Source organism: Arthrobacter russicus (genome assembly GCF_031454135.1).
Taxonomy (GTDB): domain Bacteria; phylum Actinomycetota; class Actinomycetes; order Actinomycetales; family Micrococcaceae; genus Renibacterium; species Renibacterium russicum.
This window is the reverse complement of sequence record NZ_JAVDQF010000001.1, coordinates 1,880,654-1,896,186: the sequence shown is the minus strand read 5'-3', so window position 1 is coordinate 1,896,186 and position 15,533 is coordinate 1,880,654. Positions and strand designations below refer to the sequence as shown.

General features: G+C 63.8%; 14 protein-coding genes and 3 tRNA genes. 5 read left to right on the top strand and 12 right to left on the bottom strand.

All coding sequences use genetic code 11. The features are described 5' to 3' along the window. Window positions 1-26 precede the first annotated feature (26 nt). Window positions 27-974 carry a trypsin-like serine peptidase gene (locus JOE69_RS08860; RefSeq protein ID WP_309797910.1) on the bottom strand — a complete coding sequence of 316 codons (948 nt, stop codon included), beginning with the start codon at window positions 972-974 and terminating at the stop codon, window positions 27-29. Between the two features lie 147 nt (window positions 975-1,121). Beyond that, complete coding sequence (locus tag JOE69_RS08855; protein WP_296362831.1) at window positions 1,122-2,564, bottom strand: NCS2 family permease; 1,443 nt, start codon at window positions 2,562-2,564, stop codon at window positions 1,122-1,124. Between the two features lie 164 nt (window positions 2,565-2,728). Here JOE69_RS08855 and JOE69_RS08850 point away from each other — a divergent pair, with 164 nt between their 5' ends. After that, on the top strand, window positions 2,729-3,337 hold the full coding sequence (locus JOE69_RS08850; RefSeq protein WP_309797908.1) for a copper resistance protein CopC: 609 nt from the start codon (window positions 2,729-2,731) through the stop codon (window positions 3,335-3,337). 15 nt (window positions 3,338-3,352) lie between these two features. Here JOE69_RS08850 and JOE69_RS08845 read toward each other — a convergent pair whose 3' ends face one another. Continuing rightward, window positions 3,353-3,958, bottom strand: a complete 606-nt coding sequence (locus JOE69_RS08845; protein ID WP_309797906.1) for an FAD-dependent monooxygenase — start codon at window positions 3,956-3,958, stop codon at window positions 3,353-3,355. 330 nt (window positions 3,959-4,288) lie between these two features. Between JOE69_RS08845 and JOE69_RS08840 the strand changes: the two genes are divergently transcribed. Further along, complete coding sequence (locus tag JOE69_RS08840) at window positions 4,289-5,281, top strand: universal stress protein (RefSeq protein WP_309797905.1); 993 nt, start codon at window positions 4,289-4,291, stop codon at window positions 5,279-5,281. A 51-nt stretch (window positions 5,282-5,332) separates the two neighbouring features. Here JOE69_RS08840 and JOE69_RS08835 read toward each other — a convergent pair whose 3' ends face one another. Both JOE69_RS08835 and JOE69_RS08830 read right to left on the bottom strand, forming a co-directional pair. After that, window positions 5,333-6,745, bottom strand: a complete 1,413-nt coding sequence (locus JOE69_RS08835) for a C40 family peptidase (protein WP_309797903.1) — start codon at window positions 6,743-6,745, stop codon at window positions 5,333-5,335. 166 nt (window positions 6,746-6,911) lie between these two features. Then, the gene (locus JOE69_RS08830) at window positions 6,912-7,316 is read right to left on the bottom strand and encodes a metallopeptidase family protein (RefSeq protein WP_296362836.1); all 405 of its coding nucleotides are present in this window, start codon (window positions 7,314-7,316) and stop codon (window positions 6,912-6,914) included. Between the two features lie 122 nt (window positions 7,317-7,438). Here JOE69_RS08830 and JOE69_RS08825 point away from each other — a divergent pair. The 3 genes from JOE69_RS08825 (at window position 7,439) to JOE69_RS08815 (ending at window position 7,756) form a co-directional block, all read left to right on the top strand. Beyond that, window positions 7,439-7,511: transfer RNA gene (locus tag JOE69_RS08825), tRNA-Glu, on the top strand. 56 nt (window positions 7,512-7,567) lie between these two features. Beyond that, window positions 7,568-7,641, top strand: a tRNA-Asp gene (locus JOE69_RS08820). A gap of 39 nt (window positions 7,642-7,680) precedes the next feature. Then, window positions 7,681-7,756 (top strand) — tRNA-Phe (locus tag JOE69_RS08815). A 201-nt stretch (window positions 7,757-7,957) separates the two neighbouring features. Here the strand turns inward: JOE69_RS08815 and JOE69_RS08810 are convergent. The 7 genes from JOE69_RS08810 to JOE69_RS08780 all read right to left on the bottom strand — a co-directional run bounded on the left by JOE69_RS08810 (window position 7,958) and on the right by JOE69_RS08780 (window position 15,528). Further along, window positions 7,958-9,004 (bottom strand): polysaccharide biosynthesis protein, encoded by a 1,047-nt coding sequence (locus JOE69_RS08810; RefSeq protein WP_309797900.1) that lies wholly within the window; start codon window positions 9,002-9,004, stop codon window positions 7,958-7,960. Between the two features lie 240 nt (window positions 9,005-9,244). Further along, a complete protein-coding gene (idi, locus tag JOE69_RS08805; RefSeq protein ID WP_309797897.1) occupies window positions 9,245-9,850 on the bottom strand; it encodes an isopentenyl-diphosphate Delta-isomerase in 606 nt (201 codons plus the stop codon). A 175-nt stretch (window positions 9,851-10,025) separates the two neighbouring features. After that, window positions 10,026-10,931 (bottom strand): diiron oxygenase, encoded by a 906-nt coding sequence (locus JOE69_RS08800; protein WP_309797895.1) that lies wholly within the window; start codon window positions 10,929-10,931, stop codon window positions 10,026-10,028. Beyond that, complete coding sequence (locus JOE69_RS08795; RefSeq protein ID WP_309797893.1) at window positions 10,921-11,706, bottom strand: aminotransferase class IV; 786 nt, start codon at window positions 11,704-11,706, stop codon at window positions 10,921-10,923. Before JOE69_RS08795 ends, JOE69_RS08800 begins: the two co-directional genes overlap by 11 nt. After that, on the bottom strand, window positions 11,703-13,808 hold the full coding sequence (gene pabB, locus JOE69_RS08790; RefSeq protein WP_309797891.1) for an aminodeoxychorismate synthase component I: 2,106 nt from the start codon (window positions 13,806-13,808) through the stop codon (window positions 11,703-11,705). Before pabB ends, JOE69_RS08795 begins: the two co-directional genes overlap by 4 nt. After that, complete coding sequence (locus JOE69_RS08785; protein ID WP_309797889.1) at window positions 13,805-14,635, bottom strand: arylamine N-acetyltransferase family protein; 831 nt, start codon at window positions 14,633-14,635, stop codon at window positions 13,805-13,807. The genes pabB and JOE69_RS08785 overlap by 4 nt, the downstream gene beginning before the upstream one ends. After that, window positions 14,632-15,528, bottom strand: a complete 897-nt coding sequence (locus JOE69_RS08780) for a 4-hydroxybenzoate octaprenyltransferase (RefSeq protein ID WP_309797888.1) — start codon at window positions 15,526-15,528, stop codon at window positions 14,632-14,634. Before JOE69_RS08780 ends, JOE69_RS08785 begins: the two co-directional genes overlap by 4 nt. Between the last annotated feature and the right edge of the window lie 5 nt (window positions 15,529-15,533).

Below are 15,533 nucleotides of genomic sequence, written 5' to 3'. Positions count from 1 at the left end.
CGCAGCGCACTTTGCCCGTGGGGTTCCTAGGCGGGGTCATCAACTTTCTTCAGCTTGTTGACGATTTCGGTCTGCAGATTCGTCGGGTTGCTGTAAGCCTCCGGAAGGTAGCTGATGTCTCCGTCGTAACGGAAGCTGGAGGACACCGCGAAGATGCTGCCATAACCTTCGGCGTCGATGTATTTGACCCAAGGACTGCCCGCGGTCGGGTTGGGGAACCGGCAGCCGAGAGTTCCCAGCTCGCCTTTTTTGCCCCAGCTCGGCGCGTTCTCGCAGTACCACTGGTTAGCCACGGCAGAGCCGGGATCTCGCCGGTACGAGTACGCCTGCACGTTGCCTTGCTCGGGGGAAGACACGGTCAGCAACTTATGCCCACGGACCTGGTCTTCGATCTCCTGGCCCTGGGAATTAGGCCAAACCCGAAACACGGCCTGGTTGAGCCGGGCCCGGCTGTAGTCCGTCCAATCTTGGTAGGCCCGCATCCAGCTGCCAGCCCAGAGGCCTCGCCAAGCGGTTCCATTGGAGTACTCCGGAGCGAAGGCGACCTTTTTGGACCAATCCTTTCCGGCTCCACCGTGCAGGCAACTGCCAGCGGTCAGCACCACGTTCTTGGCATTGTCGTTGATCACGGTTCCGGTACAGACTTGATCGTCGCCGTCGGAGTTCCGGTAGAACACCACGCCGACGGCGGGATTGCTGTTCGCGTAGTCGATCGCCGACGCTCCGGCGGAGCCAGCCGCTGAGCGGCCATCAGCAGTTGCGGCCCCGCTGTTCGCTACGGCTTGGGCCATGCGTTCTTTGGTCCAGTAGGCCAGGGTGTCTTCCGGGGATTCCACCTCGGAGGCCGGGTATTTGTCCACGGCGGCGTTCGCCGAATCGAGTCCGGTCGCCGCTCCCGGGGCGATCGGGTACGGGGCTTGCACCACCCCGAAAAGGCTGCCCGCAATGAGGGCGAGCGAGAGTGCGATTTTCATCAGTTTCGTCCTAAGGTCGGATTTTTGACGGTCTCGGAGCATACCGAGTACGCATCAATCCTCGCTTTGGGACAAAAAGTCTGGCCAGAGCCTTTGGGGTGCAAAGGTCTGCCCGTACGGGTTCCCCGCCGGAGTGGACGCTGCGGATCAGCCCAGGCCGAGCAACTGCTGGATCGGTCCGATGCCGAAGAACACCACGAACGCCGCTGCGACGACCCAGAGCAACGGGTGGATTTCTTTGGCTCGGCCCTGCACGGTGCGGATCACCACATAAGCGATGAATCCGGCGCCCAGGCCGTTCGCGATCGAATAGGTGAACGGCATCAGGGTGAAGGTCAGGAACGCGGGAATGGCCACGCCCCAGTCGGACCAGTCGATCTTGCCCACCTGCGAGACCATCATGAAGCCGACGACGACGAGCGCCGGGGCGACCGCTTCGAATGGCACCAGGGAGATCAAGGGCGTGAAGAACATCGCCACCAGGAACAGCACGCCGGTGACCACCGACGCGATGCCGGTCCGGGCGCCTTCGCCGATTCCCGCACCGGACTCCACATAGATCTGGTTCGAGGACACCGAAGCGCCGCCGCCGGCGATCGCGCCGATCGCGTCGACGAACAGCACCCGGTCCACATTCGGAATATTGCCTTTTTCGTCGATGCTGCCTGCCTCGCTGGCCAGACCGACCATGGTGCCCATGGCATCGAAGAAGATGCTCAACAGGATCGAAAAGGCCAACAGGGTCGCGGCCACGCCGCCGAGGTGCACGAAGGAGCCGAACAAGTTGACCTGGCCGATCAAGGACAGGTCCGGGAGCTTGAACTGTTCTAGGGTCGGTACCACGAGTGACCAGCCCATCGGATTGCTGGTCTTGCCATCGAAACTCGGCCCGATCTTGAACACCAGCTCCAAGACATTGGCCAGGATCGTCGAGCCGATCACCCCGATCAGGATGGCCCCTTTGACCTTGCGGATCACCAATGCGATGGTCAGGATCAAACCGACCACGAAAACCAGGGTGGGCCAGCCGATCAGCTTGCCGTCGAAGCCCAGGCCCACCGGCACGGTGGTTCCGGCAACGTCCGGGATCCGGCGGACGAATCCGGCGTTCACCAGACCGATCAGTGCGATGAACAAACCGATGCCCACGACGATCGCCGTCTTGAGCCCTTCCGGCACCGCCTTGAAAACGGCGGTTCGGAATCCGGTGAGCACCAGGACCAGCATGGTGATGCCGGAGATCATGATCAGGCCCATCATGTCCGGCCAGGTCAATCCCGGGTGCGAAGCCACGGTGACCGCCACGAAGGCGTTCACGCCCAAGCCGGTTGCCAGTGCGAAGGGGTGCTTCGCCCAGGCACCCATCGCGATGGTCAGAATCCCCGCGACCAGTGCGGTCACCGCCGCAACCCGGTCCCGGCCCAGGATTTCCCCGGTGGAATCGGCGCCGCCCAGGATCAACGGATTGAGCACCACGATGTAGCTCATGGCGAAGAAGGTGGCCAAGCCGCCTCGGATTTCGCGGGAGAGCGAAGAGCCACGTTCGGTGACTTTGAAATAGCGGTCAAGGGCGGCGGGCAACGTGGCCATGGCGGGAGCCTCTCCAGTGGATGCGATGCAAAGGAACTAGCACGATCCTAGTGCCAGGGCGTTGCAGATGCGGCCCTGGGCGCCCCGATGACGTAGCGTTGATGACGATTCCGGCCTCTCCGTTGAGCCAGAGGCCATAGCCGGCTGTAGCAAAGGGAACCGTGATGATCCGCCAGATTGCCCGCACTGCCTCCGCATTCCGCCTGTCCCGGCGCTTTTCCGGAGTCCTGGTGCTGCTCGGATTGCTGGCGGCGCTTTTGCTCCCGGCCGGTGCGGCCAATGCGCACGACGTCGTGGAGAACACTTCGCCCTCGGCTGGGGCAACCGTGGCGAGCATGCCGTCCGAGGTAACGCTGACCATGGACAATGTTCCGGCGGCGATCGGATCCAAGGTGGAGGTCAAGGACGCTTCGGGCACAGATTGGGTGCAGGACTCGGTGACCGTGCTGGACAAGGTGGTCACGCAGAAGCTCAGGGCGGGGGCGCCAGCGGGCGGTTACACGGTGAACTGGCGTCTGGTTTCCTCGGACGGGCACCCGATCGAGGGGACGTTCAGTTTCACCGCGATCGGCTCCGGCGGGGCTTCGGCTGCGCCGGATCCCGGAACCTCCACCGCGCCGAACAGCCCCGGCACGGTGAACAGTGCCAATCCGGCCCCGGCGCCGGCGGGCGGGTTCCCGTGGCTGATCGTGGTGATCGCCGTGGTGGCATTGCTGATCATCGCCGGGTTGGTCGTCGTGGTGCGCCGCAACCTGGCGAATGACCAGGGCTGAAGCCCTGGTCCGGGACTAACCGATCGCGGTCAAGCCCGCGCTGCGCGGCTGCCGGCTGACGCAAATCGCTTCGCTCACGGTTTTCGCCTGGCGGAGTATTTCCCGCGTGCTCGGTGCCACGGCGTCTCCGATGCCGACCAGGTAAATGCCCAGAGCCCGCATCGCGCTGGTCAGATCACGGCCGATCGCAATGCCGAGCGAAGCGAAGAACCGGCGCAACTGGCCTTGGGCGCAACGGGTCAGCACGATATTGTCGGCGAGCAGCACACCGTCAGAGGTGCTGACCAGCCATTGCTGGGGCTGCGGATCCCCGGCGGAAGCAGCGCCTGCGGTGATCCGCAGCCCGGTGGCTTTGGAGCTCGCTCGGATGTCGAGGGAGTGGTTGGAGGCGTAGTGGCGTAGTACCCGTAGGATTTCGCTGCGCTCGATCAAGGTCCCCGGTTCGGTCAATCGGCTGGCCCCGGCGGCTGGAGCTGCCCCGAAGAGTTCCAAACTGTCCACGACGATCGAATCGACGCCTTGCCGGCTCAGTTCGCTGGCCACTGCCAAACCGGACAATCCGGAACCGATGACGACGGTCGTGGTTCGTTCGGTACCGCCGGCTGCGGGCGCAAGCGTCATGAGATGGAGCCTCCTTGGGAGCGTCCGGCGACGACTGCGTCACCGGGCACTGTTCGAGTGTACGATGCTGCATCCGGACCGGAACCCCAGTCAGCTCTGCAGTTAGCGAAGACGCCCCCCCGGGCCTGCGCTGTTTCGAAGCCTACAGAAATTCCCGGGACCTGGATAGGGCTTTTCGAAGACTGTCGACTGTAGAAAATCCGAGCCGGGAGCCCAGGCGGGATTCCCGCCGATTCTGGGCGGTTGCCCGGCTTGGCTCCTTGACGTGCCGCGACCGAGCGTGAATAGTCAAAACCAAGCAACCTGCTTTTTCTCAGGGAGGCAAGCACCATGACGGACCCAACGCCAGCGCAGGCAGTGGAAGCCCCGGAACCAACCGGAATTGTCGTGGGGGTGGATGGCTCCGACCACGGATATTGCGCCCTCGTCTGGGCCGCCCGGGAGGCTCAGTCACGTAAGCGGCCGCTCCATCTGATCACGGCTTATTCGGTGCCGATTTTCGCGGCCTCCGGTCTGGACGGCGGCTTCGCCACCATCGACGACGAGGTGATCCGGCAAGGCGCCGTCGAAGTCCTCGAGCAAGCCACCGCCAGGCTCGCCGGCTACGACGTCGAATTCGACACCCGGGTGGAGCGGGGCGATGCGTCCAGCGTTTTGATGGAAGCATCGCAAACCGCCGAGCTGCTGGTCTTCGGCTCGCGTGGCCGTGGCGGATTCGTGGGCAGGTTGCTGGGCTCGGTGTCTTCGGCCTTGCCGGGCCACGCGAAATGCCCCACTGTCACAGTGCCATTGAATTGCGCCCCTCGATTGGGTGAAGCGGCGCAGCCGGATGCGGCCCCGCAGGTGGAAGCCGTGGTCACGGTTGGCGTGGACGGCTCCGAGCAGGCCAGATACGCCGTGCTCGTGGCCGCAGAGCAGGCGCAACGGTCCGGTCTGGCGCTACGCGTGATTTGCGCGGTGCCGCCGTATACCGGAGCCATGGCCTGGCTGCCGGCACCCTTGGACCGGCAGGCGCTTTTCGAAGACATCAAGGTCCAGCTGAGTGCCGGCGTCGCCTGGTTGACGAGCCACTTCCCGAGCTTGCCGATCACCGCCGACGTCCTGGACGGTCCGCCGGTGGAGGTGCTGGTCGGGGCCAGCAAGGTGTCCGAACTGGTGGTTTTGGGTACCCGGGGGCACGGCGGTTTCGCCGGGATGATCCTCGGTTCCACCACGGACGGCACCTTGCACCACGCAAAGGGTCCGGTCATGGTGGTCCGGGATCATGAGGACCCCCGGTTGGCCGACCGGAGCAGCTTCGGACCGATGCTCGGGAACGTTTAGCCCCTGGGCGGCGGGCTCATTCGGAGGCCAGCCGATTGAGTCGACGGCCGTTCAGTAACGGGCCGCGTAACCGTAGACCGGCAAGCCGATCAGGTCGCTGATCCGGTTGACCATGATGCCCTGGGACGGGTTGAGCGCATTGACGATCATTCCGTTGCCGATGTACACGCCGACGTGTGAAAAGTTGCCGGCACCGTCATTGTTGAAGGCCAGAATATCGCCGTACTGCGCCTGGGCGAGCGGGACCCTGGTCGGGGCGCCCCAGAACTGGGCAGTGGAAACCCGTGGGATGTTCACGCCCACCGAACGGAAGGCAGCCCAGATGAGACCGGAGCAGTCGTAGCCGGGGCCGGTGCCACCCCAAACGTAGGCGCCGCCCACTTTGCTCATCATGAAAGCGACCATCCCGGCAATGTTGACCCCGGAAGTCGGCGGGGTCACCGGTGGGGTGACCGGAGGCGTCACCGGCGGCACGACTGGCGGGACCACCGGGGGTGTCACCGGTGGCGTGACCGGGGGAACCACCGGGGGCACTACTGGCGGATTCACGGGTGGATTAACCGGCGTCGTGGTGCCTGGGCCGGTGTTTCCGCCACCTCCATTGCCTGGCTGCTGCGGCACTGGTTGGTTCTTCGATGCGGCGACGGCGGCGTCGTACTGGGCTTGCCGCCGTTGCTGTTCCAGGCCGGTGAGCCGCTGGTCTTCCAAGGCCGCCGTGGTGTTTTTGAGTGTGGCGAGCTGTCCGACCAGGACTCCGCGCTCATGCTGGTTCTGGATCAGAATCGCGTTTTGCGCGTTGTAAGCGGATTCGGCGGTCGTCTTGGCCTCAGCGGCCGCTTTCGCCGCGTCGTCGGCCGCTTTTTTGGAAGCTGCTGCCGCATCGTTGAGCGAGCTGGCAGTTGCCGCGGTCGACTGAGCGGCATCGAAAATCTTGGCCCGGTTGTCTCCGATGGCCTTCAAGGTAGTGGCTTGGTAGAGCGCATCGGTGGTGTTCGAACCGGTCAGCAGGCTCGGCAGCGAGGTGCCGACTCCGCCGCTCTTGTAGATCTCGCCGGCAAGCTGGCCGACCTGGGTGCGTGCCTTTTCCGAAGCTTTCGAGGCCAGCTCGGCTTTGGCCTGTGCGGCATCCGATTTGGCCTGGTATTCCTGCAACGCCACCAATGCGTCCGAGTAGTTGTCATTGGCGCGGGTGGCGGTTGAGACTGCCGACTGCAGATTTTGGCTTGCCGCTTCGATGATCGTTTCGATTTTGCTCACCTCGTTGGAGGTGGCCGATTCGCTTTGTTTGGCGTTGGCGATGTCTTGATCCGAGGGGATGTCCGGTGCGGAAGGCAGGACCGCCTGCGGCAGAACGGACGGCTGGGCGTTCGCCGGAAGCACGGCGGAACCCAAGGCCAATGCTGCCGCGGCAGATATCGCCAACGTATTGGTGAGGACCCGTTTTGTCGCGGAACTCGATCTCATCACATAACCTCACTACCGGATTCTTGAATGAACGCAGGCAAATAGCGTCCACACAGCAATCAAGAGGCTACGCGGGCCAGTGTCACTTTGGCAACACTGGTCACATCATTAACATAAACAACACTGGTGTCATTCTTCACCATTTGACTCGGCGTGTCGCGGGCTTTCAGCCCCAGCCGAGATCGTGCAGCTTCGCATCGTCGATGCCGAAGAAGTGCGCGATTTCGTGCACCACGGTCACCAGGACCTCCTCGACCACTTCTTCCCGGTTGTTGCAGATATCGAGAATGGCCTGCCGGTAGATGCTGATTTTGTCCGGTAGTGAGCCGGCGTCGGACCATTCCGTGCGCTCCGTGAGCGGGACGCCTTGGTAGAGGCCAAGCAGGACTGTGTCGGGATCTTCGCCGGGTTCCGGCAGATAACGTTCTTCGACCACGATCGCGACGTTCTCGATCGAGGCGGCGAGATCCGGCGGAATCTGCGCCACCGCGTCGTCGACTGCGGATTCGAAATCTGCCAGGGACATCTCGTAGCGGCCGAAGCGGGGCATTGAGGCGAGCGGGTCGGTCATGGTTCCAGCCTATTCAGTCTCCCTGTGCGCCCCGGTTTGGCGGATTGCGCTTCTAGGCCCTATAGTTTTAGAGGTCCACTTCGAGAAGCGGTCAGGCAACTGATCGGGTCGAAGCTGGCAAGGCCCCCATCGTCTAGCGGCCTAGGACACCGCCCTTTCACGGCGGCGGCACGGGTTCGAATCCCGTTGGGGGTACGCGAGGCAAAAGCAGCCAGTTTTAGCTGGTAAGCTGGAAGCCTTGTAAAAAGCAAGGCCCTGTAGCGCAGTTGGTTAGCGCGCCGCCCTGTCACGGCGGAGGTCGCGGGTTCAAGTCCCGTCAGGGTCGCTAGGTTCCTCTAGGGGAATCCGGTGGCAAGTTCACCAAGGCTCTGTAGCTCAGTTGGTAGAGCGTTCGACTGAAAATCGAAAGGTCACCGGATCGACGCCGGTCGGAGCCACCAGCAGTAAATCCCCGCGTTCTCTGACGAGTGCGGGGATTTTTTGTGTTTTGTTCTCGGCCCGGTTGGCGGCCCCGATTCAGCGACGACTATATCCCACTGAAACTGCCAATTCAGTGGTGCGGAATGGGTATATCCCACTGAACAGGCCGGGGGACAAACTCGCAGGGGTTACCTCGCCGAGGTCAAGATTCAAGGCTTCGATCAGGCCAGCTCGGACAATCGCCGCAGCGCCCCGGCCGCATCTTCCTGCCGATACTCCGCCAGTGCGGTAAAGAGTTCTGCAGTAGGAACGGCATGAACCCGCTGGTCCCACGGAGCAACCGAGGTCAGTAACAACCCCGGAATCCGACTTGGCACAAGGTTGCCGCTAGCCAGCGGAGACTCCAGAAGTTTTTCACCGGGTCGTTTTTCAACCCAGACCGTTCCGGCAGGATTGTTGAACCGCTGGTTGATTCGCCCTGCCAGTTCCACGACCTTGAGGGGAAGACCGGCGTCCAGGGTGATGACCGCCCCGCTTTCAGCCAGGCCGATGGAGCAAAGAATGGAACCGGCGGCCTCGGCCAAGCTGCACATGTACCGTTCGGCCATCGGATCCGTCACGGGCAGTGGTTCACCCGCTTTGGCCAACTGCTCGAAGCGCAGCGAAACACTTCCGGTGGAGTTCAGCACCAGGCTGAATCGAACCGAGGCGAAGCGAGTTGCCGGGAATTGTCCGGCGACTTTTGCGAGCATGAGCTCGGCGACTCGTTTGGTGTGCCCGAAGACGTTCTTCGGTTCGTGGGCTTCATAGCTTGAGACGAAGACGAAATCGCGGACTCCGCGTACTGCGGCTGCTTCGGCCAGCGAGGCGGCGGCTGAAACATTGGTTTTGCAGGATTCGACCACTTGGGTCTGGACCAGTGGGACGATTTTATAGGCCGCACAGTGCAGTACGACGTCGGGCGTGAAGCGGTCCAGCACGGACGCAACAAATGCTTGATCCGTGATGCTGCCGAGGAAGGCATCAGCCTCCGGATAGCTACGATGCGCCTCGTAGAGCGTGGAGTCGTTGTGCTCCAAAAGCGCTACCCGGCCTGGGCTAAAGGACGAGATCTGCGCCAGAAGCGCCCGCCCGACCGAGCCACCTGCCCCGGTGATCAGAATCCGCCGATCGGCAATCAGTGCTGGGTCCGGAGCCAGCTCAAGGGCTGGACGGCCAAGGTATTCCTCGCCACCCGTTCCGTTGTTAGAGCTGTTTGCCGGATGCATCGCGCCTACCTCCTGATCGTCTAGGCCAATGGAGTGCGGTGCATTGAACCTAAGGCTGCCGGAAAAACTACTTGGCTAGTTTTTGCTGATTGGTGAGTTCGTTTCTTATGAGACCAATCATCTCGACCATATCCGTGATAGCGATTGCCTGCTGGTGCGGAGCAAATCGGATCCACCGTTGTCCGGTCCACGCTTGACAAAGATTTCTCGGCGACCAAGGGTATGGACGGCCGCTTTTCGTCAACCGCCGACAATCAACGGCCGATCCCAGGGAGTCGGCAGGTTCGACAAATCTCGCATCGGCCAAGTCTTTGGGTCGTCCAAAAAGTTGACCAACAGGTCGATTTGCAGCGTGGCCCAAGGCGAAACTTGAAGCTCGCCTGACCGGGCCCGATCGCGAAACGACGGCCAGGCAAACCAGCGGTAGTCCGCAACCTCGGAGGGGTCCGGACTCGGCTCACCGTCGGTTACAAAAGCAGCGAATACCGGACAGATTTCATTTTCCACAATCCCGTTGTCCATCGTGGTGCGATAACGGAAGTCGGGAAGCACCATGCCCATCTTCGTAGGGGTCAGTCCCAACTCCTGTTGCAGGCGTCGGTGGGCAGCGTCTCCGATTCGCTCCCCCGGAGCGGGGTGTCCACAGCACGAGTTGGTCCAGACACCGGGCCAGGTCAGCTTCGAAAGGCTACGGCGCGTGGCCAAAAAACGGCCTTGTGAGTCGAACACATAGCAGGAGAACGCAAAGTGAAGAGGCGTATCCAGATGGTGCACCTCCGACTTCAACGCGCTCCCGACGGCATGGCCCGATTCATCGGCAAGCACTACCCGGGTGGAATTTGGCATGAAGCCATCCTTTCTCAGTCGAGTTGTTGTCTAGCTATGACGGATCCATGAAGGTTTCATGAAGATCGCGTTGGAATGCGTGCCGGGTGTTGCCATTGGTCCATCACCCGGCCTGGAAACGGGGTGGTGGATCGGCCCGAGCCTAGTCGGCCGGTGATCCGGACGGCTTCTGCCCTCACTCCATGACCAGATCGCGGCTGATGCCCAAGTCATCCAACAAAAGGTTCAGCGGGCCGTTGTCCCGCTTCGGCGCAGGTCCGGTTTCTGCCTGCTCGAGCAGCTGTTCCGTGCCGATCTCGAATCCGCCCTGCGCCGCGACCGCCGCCCACGACTCCGGGTCCGGCAACCGGAACGCGGTCAACCCCTCCATGAGCGCCTCGCGGAACATTTGCTGCTGCCCGCTGTCCAGGTTTCGGTAAAGCGAACCGCACAGCTCACGGAACACCACGGCGTGCCCACTCTCATCGCGCCGGTGCATGTCCGTGGTTATCCGGTTCATCGGCTGGATGTCCTGTGCCGTCGACAACGTGGAGAGAAACCCGCTGATCGTCGTCTCGGCTGCCAGCGAGAACGCGATGTCCACGATGTCTCGGTCGAACCCGGAGAGCCCGGCCCTGGCTGTCTCCCTGCCCTGCACGACCGACCAGATGCTCGGTGCGAACCGCACGTCCGCCATGTCACGGCGCCTGCGGGTCACGGCAACCGCGTTATGGCACATGAGGATGTGGTAGTGCTCGTCGATGATCGTCTGGTGCAAGGCATCTACGGCCACATCGTCGCGGCGCACCGGAATCCGGTCCTGCAGCATCAACCGGCACGCGGGCAGAATGATCTCATCCTCGATGGCTTTGGTCTTGGCGTTGTACGCGATCCACGCGGCGGACAAGATACGCTCGCGTGCGTCTCGGTCGAGTTTTTCGGCGCCGGGCAGCGCGAGCACCGGCACGAGGTGTTCTGGGAAGTCCGGTAACGAGGCGTCGAAGTGCCCGTCCAGGTCCAGCTCGTCCTTCTTCACTGCGACCCGCTTGCTCCAACGCTGTGTCAGCTGAGCCAACAGGTCGCGCTCGAAATTAGCTTGCATCTGATGAATCTCCTTCACGTGATCGGTACGGGACGGAGGCGAGTGCCTCCAGACGCGACTGCCACTGCGCGGCCAGCTCGGCATCCTCGTCGCGGAAGCGGCCCAGCCCTCCGGCGACCGGCCGGATGCCGTGCAGGGCGTTGACCGCCCACACCGGAACACCAGCCAGTTCCGCTGGATTGGCAGACTCGGAGAGGACCGGGCGTCCGGTCAGCTCGCCGAGCAACGCCCGGGTGATTCCGGGCAGCAGGCCGGCACCGGGGGGCGGACCGCACAGCGTGTCGCCGCGCCACCAGAGGATGCTCGTCGCGGAGCCTTCGAGCACGTGCCCTTCAGCCGAGAGCAGCAGCGCCTCGTCCGCTCCGGCCGCGATCGCAGCAGCGCGCAGGGCAGCCAGGTGGTCGAGGTCGAAGCCCTTGACCATGGGCAGGCTCCGGCGATCGGGTCCCGAATCCCACAACCGGACGGTGGTGGTGGGCGGAGGCGCGGGACGCAGCCACAGCCGCAGTCGCGTCCGCGAGCCGGTCTCCACGAGTTCGACGCGGGGAAACCACCGGCCCCGTGCCGGCAGTGACTCGGCGACTGCGCGCAGGAAGCGGTCGGTTCCCGGTCCGGCGAACCGGGAGCATGCCTTGGCAAAGCGTTCGGCGTGTCGGCTGAACCCCCGCACCCGTCCTTCGTCCACGAGCCACGAATCGACGATCCGCACCGTCCCGATGGCATCGGACTGCGACCACCCGTCGTCCCACCACCGGCGAATCCCGTTGTCGCTCATCGCGGGGAGCCGCCCGTGCTCGTTGCTGTCGGTGCACGCCAGGCGCGCAGCGACGCCGCCGCCTTGAGCAGCATCTCTTCGTATTCTTCCTGGGGGTCGGAGTCGAGCACGATCGCTCCGCCGGCACCGATGCTCAACCGGTCACCGACGCGAACCGCGGTGCGGATGACGATGTTCAGGTCCGTGCCGCCGGAGAGGCCGAAGAAACCGAGAGTGCCGGAGTACACGCCCCTGGCCTCGGTCTCCAGGCGGTCGATGATCTCCAGCGTGCGACGTTTCGGCGCCCCGGTCATCGAACCGCCGGGGAAACACTGCCGGACGCAATCCATCGCGCTGATCCCGTCCTGGAGCCGCCCGTGGACGGTCGAGACCAGCTGGTGCACGGTCTGATAACTCTCGACTGCCAGGTACGGGTCGACCTTGATGCTGCCCACCTCGCACACCTGGCCGAGATCGTTGCGCAGCAGGTCGACGATCATCAGGTTCTCGGCCTGAGTTTTGGCGCTCGAAGCGAGGGTGGCGGCGATCTCGGCGTCGCGCACTGGATCTGCGTCGCGAGCGGCGGTGCCTTTGATCGGCTTGCTGGTCACTGTGCGGTCCCGCTCGATGCGCAGGAACCGCTCCGGCGAGGAACTGAAGACAGTGAGGTCGCCGAGGCGCAGCAGGGCGCCGTATGGTGCCGGATTCAGCCGACGCAGCCGCCGGTAAAAGGCAACATCGTCGTCTTCGAATGGCAGGTGCAACTTGTCGGTCAAGCAGATCTCGTAGCTCTCGCCCAGGTTCAGCTGCCGTTGACACTCCTCGATGTCCGCGAGGTACTGGGCGCGGTCGCGGACCAGATGGTCTGCTAACTCTGCGGGCTGGCTGAGGGCTGGAGCGAGGTACGGATCGTCGTCGGCCGGGGGCAGGCCGACGAGCTTCGCGGCCGTCTGGTCCAGCCATTCGTGCGCATCGTCGGCGGTCTTTTCGTCGTGCACCGCCACCAAATAGGTCACTCCCTGGAGGTGGTCGACCGCGATGACCCGGTCTGCGAACATCCAGACCGCATCAGGAGTTTCGGCGGTGTGGCGGGCGGTAGCCCCGCACTCGGCCTTGAGCTCGTAGCCGAAGTAGCCGACGTAGCCGCCGGTCAGGTCGAACGGCAGTTCTGTGGAGGCGATGCGCCGGTCGCCCAGCCGTTGCTCGAGGACGTCGAAGATGCTGCCGGGTTCGACCCGGACGCCGCCCGCGGTCTGCACCGTAACCACCCCGCTGCCAGTGCGGTAGGTCAGCAGTTCGCTGAGCGGCCCCGTGGTGTCTCCGAGGAAGGAGAACCGAGACAGGCCTGCTTCCACTCGGCTGCTGTCCAGCCAGAAGCAGGTCGGTTGATCGGCGAACAGCCCGAGGAAGACGCTCTCGGTGTCAGCGTCGGTTAGCACGATCCGACTCACGATGCTCAGTTCCGCGCTCGGTTCGGCAGCGGCGTCACGGGCGGGGTTCACAGCCGCGGTGACCGTGCCGGACGGCCGTTGCCCGCGCTGCGTCCGGCGGCTCAGTTCGGCGAAGTTCCGCAGGATTTCCCTGCCGTGCTGGGACGCGACCGACTCGGGGTGGAATTGCACGCCCCACTGCGGCCGGTCCTGGTGCCGCAACGCCATCAGCACCCCGTCTTCCGCCCAGGCGGTGGCGATGAGCTCTTCCGGCAGCGGTTCCTCGACGCACAGCGAATGATAGCGAACCGCGACGAACTTGCGGGGGACCCCGGCGAATAGCGGATCACCGTTGTGGGAAACCTTGGCCAGGTGCCCGTGCCTCGGTTCAGGCGCGGCGGTCACGGACGCGCCGGCCAGATGAGCGATCGCCTGATGTCCGAGGCAGACACCCAGCACCGGCAGCCTGGTGCGCCGCAACAGATCGCCGGCCAGGCCGATGTCGCGCGGGTTCTGTGGCCGGCCGGGGCCGGGGGAGACGATGATGTTGGCGATCTCCTCCGGCAGCGGTCCGGACAACATCGGATCGTCATTGACCACCACGAGCGGCTCCTGGCCGTTGATCTCGGCGATCAGCTGGAACAGGTTGAAGGTGTACGAATCGTAGTTGTCAACCAGCAATGTCCGGGTCATCGGCAGGCCAAGACTTTCCCGAGAGCCATGATGTCGGCGGATCGCAAGCTGATCCCGAAAATCTCCTGTAGCGCAGCGAGCACTTCGGCTTCGTCGAGCTCGCGAACCGCAGCCGGCTCCCCCGGTCGGAGCTCGGTGAGCTGGTTTCCGACGAGCAAGTGCCTCACCCGTGCCTGCGTGCGTTGGAGAACCACCCGGTGGTTGAACGGCGATCGCGGGTGCGTGAGGCAGAAGTGATTCAACAACTCGAAATCTGAGGGGTAGCGCATGTCCATGGTGAAGCCGTACAGCTCTGCCGGGCCTTCGGGCCGCAGGAACCGCAGCACACGCTCGCCGGACATTTCGCGCACTAGGTCGAACGAGAAGTCGCCGTCCAACCGCGCACCATCCATGAGCCGCATCGGTTCGTGCAGCCCGTACGCACCGAAACTCACGTCGTGCAGCCAGAGTCCGTCCTCGGCGTGCACCGCGAGCGCGACGTGCAACGCGGGTCCGAACGGGCTGCCGGTACGGATTCGCGTCCGTCCGGCGAACGCCGTGAAGGTGAACCCGATGCGCTCGAGCACCGCCGCCATCAAGGCGACCTGCTCCAGGCACCAGCCGCCGCGGCCCTGCCGAACGATCTTCTCCTGGACGTGAGCGATGTCGAGCGGAACCTCGGTCCTGCCCAGCAGCGGGTCGAGGTTGTCGAACGGGATCGCCTCCACATGCGCGGCGTGCAGGCGCTGCAAGGTCGCGAGGTTCGCCGCCACGTCGCCTTCGTAGCCCACCCGGGTCAGATACGCGTCCAGATCGACGCCGCTTCCTTGCCACATCGAGTCGCTCATGTGAACCGCCCGGCGATCACCGCAGCGAGGACGATCCAACCGTAGTAGGTGTTGGCGACGAAGGTGTCCCAGCATGTCTTCGGGTTGTCCAGGTCCACCCGGACGACCAGGTAGCACAGGTACATCGCTGCCAACAGGACGATCAGGTAGAACGCCCAGCCGATCGGGGTGAGCGAGCCGGCCCACAGCAAGCTGGCGACACTGAGCAGGATGAAGATCGACAACCAGGCCTTGGTGGCGTTGCCAAACAAGAGCGCAGAGGACTTGACTCCGATCTTCCGGTCGTATTCCTTGTCTTGATGGGAGTAGATCGCATCATGGATCATCGTCCAGAATGTGCCCGCGACGAACAGGCCGTACACCTGCGGCGGGTAGCCGGCGTCGCCCGTCGCCGCGGTCCAGCCGACGAACACATAGGTGCTCATGACGAGTCCGAGGAATGCAGAAGGCCAGACAAAGAAGCGCTTCATGAACGGGTAGGCGACGATCAAAGGGTACGTGGCCAGCGCCACCAGGGCAGTCTGGACGTTCACCGCCGCGAGGACCAGCAGCGCGGCCAGGGCCTGGGCGGCAGCCCAGAGGATCCCGTTGCGGACGCTGATCGTCCCCGCGGCAATCGGCCGTCCCACCGTGCGGGCGACGCGCCGGTCGATTTCCTTGTCAGTCACGTCGTTGCTGGCGCAGGCGAAGCCGCGGATCAGCACGGCGGCGACGATCAGGGCCAGCACAGCAAGCAGATCGGAGGGGCCCTCGAAGGCGAAGGCCACGGACCACAACCCCGGCAGCAGGTAGAGGACATACCCAGTAGGGCGGTCCAGCCGCATCAGTACGAGATACGAGCGAATCGGTTCCGGACTCTTCGTGACGACATCCGCCGAGATCTTATGCAGCATCAGTT

Bases quoted from the DNA above. Each gene is read 5' to 3' on its own strand.
- JOE69_RS08830 (WP_296362836.1), bottom strand. From the start codon at position 7,316: ATGACCGACCCGCTCGCCTCAATGCCCCGCTTCGGCCGCTACGAGATG.
- JOE69_RS08810 (WP_309797900.1), bottom strand. From the start codon at position 9,004: ATGCATCCGGCAAACAGCTCTAACAACGGAACGGGTGGCGAGGAATAC.
- JOE69_RS08855 (WP_296362831.1), bottom strand. From the start codon at position 2,564: ATGGCCACGTTGCCCGCCGCCCTTGACCGCTATTTCAAAGTCACCGAA.
- idi (WP_309797897.1), bottom strand. From the start codon at position 9,850: ATGCCAAATTCCACCCGGGTAGTGCTTGCCGATGAATCGGGCCATGCC.
- JOE69_RS08785 (WP_309797889.1), bottom strand. From the start codon at position 14,635: ATGAGCGACTCGATGTGGCAAGGAAGCGGCGTCGATCTGGACGCGTAT.
- JOE69_RS08845 (WP_309797906.1), bottom strand. From the start codon at position 3,958: ATGACGCTTGCGCCCGCAGCCGGCGGTACCGAACGAACCACGACCGTC.
- JOE69_RS08780 (WP_309797888.1), bottom strand. From the start codon at position 15,528: ATGCTGCATAAGATCTCGGCGGATGTCGTCACGAAGAGTCCGGAACCG.
- JOE69_RS08860 (WP_309797910.1), bottom strand. From the start codon at position 974: ATGAAAATCGCACTCTCGCTCGCCCTCATTGCGGGCAGCCTTTTCGGG.
- JOE69_RS08835 (WP_309797903.1), bottom strand. From the start codon at position 6,745: ATGAGATCGAGTTCCGCGACAAAACGGGTCCTCACCAATACGTTGGCG.
- JOE69_RS08800 (WP_309797895.1), bottom strand. From the start codon at position 10,931: ATGCAAGCTAATTTCGAGCGCGACCTGTTGGCTCAGCTGACACAGCGT.
- JOE69_RS08850 (WP_309797908.1), top strand. From the start codon at position 2,729: ATGATCCGCCAGATTGCCCGCACTGCCTCCGCATTCCGCCTGTCCCGG.
- pabB (WP_309797891.1), bottom strand. From the start codon at position 13,808: ATGACCCGGACATTGCTGGTTGACAACTACGATTCGTACACCTTCAAC.
- JOE69_RS08840 (WP_309797905.1), top strand. From the start codon at position 4,289: ATGACGGACCCAACGCCAGCGCAGGCAGTGGAAGCCCCGGAACCAACC.
- JOE69_RS08795 (WP_309797893.1), bottom strand. From the start codon at position 11,706: ATGAGCGACAACGGGATTCGCCGGTGGTGGGACGACGGGTGGTCGCAG.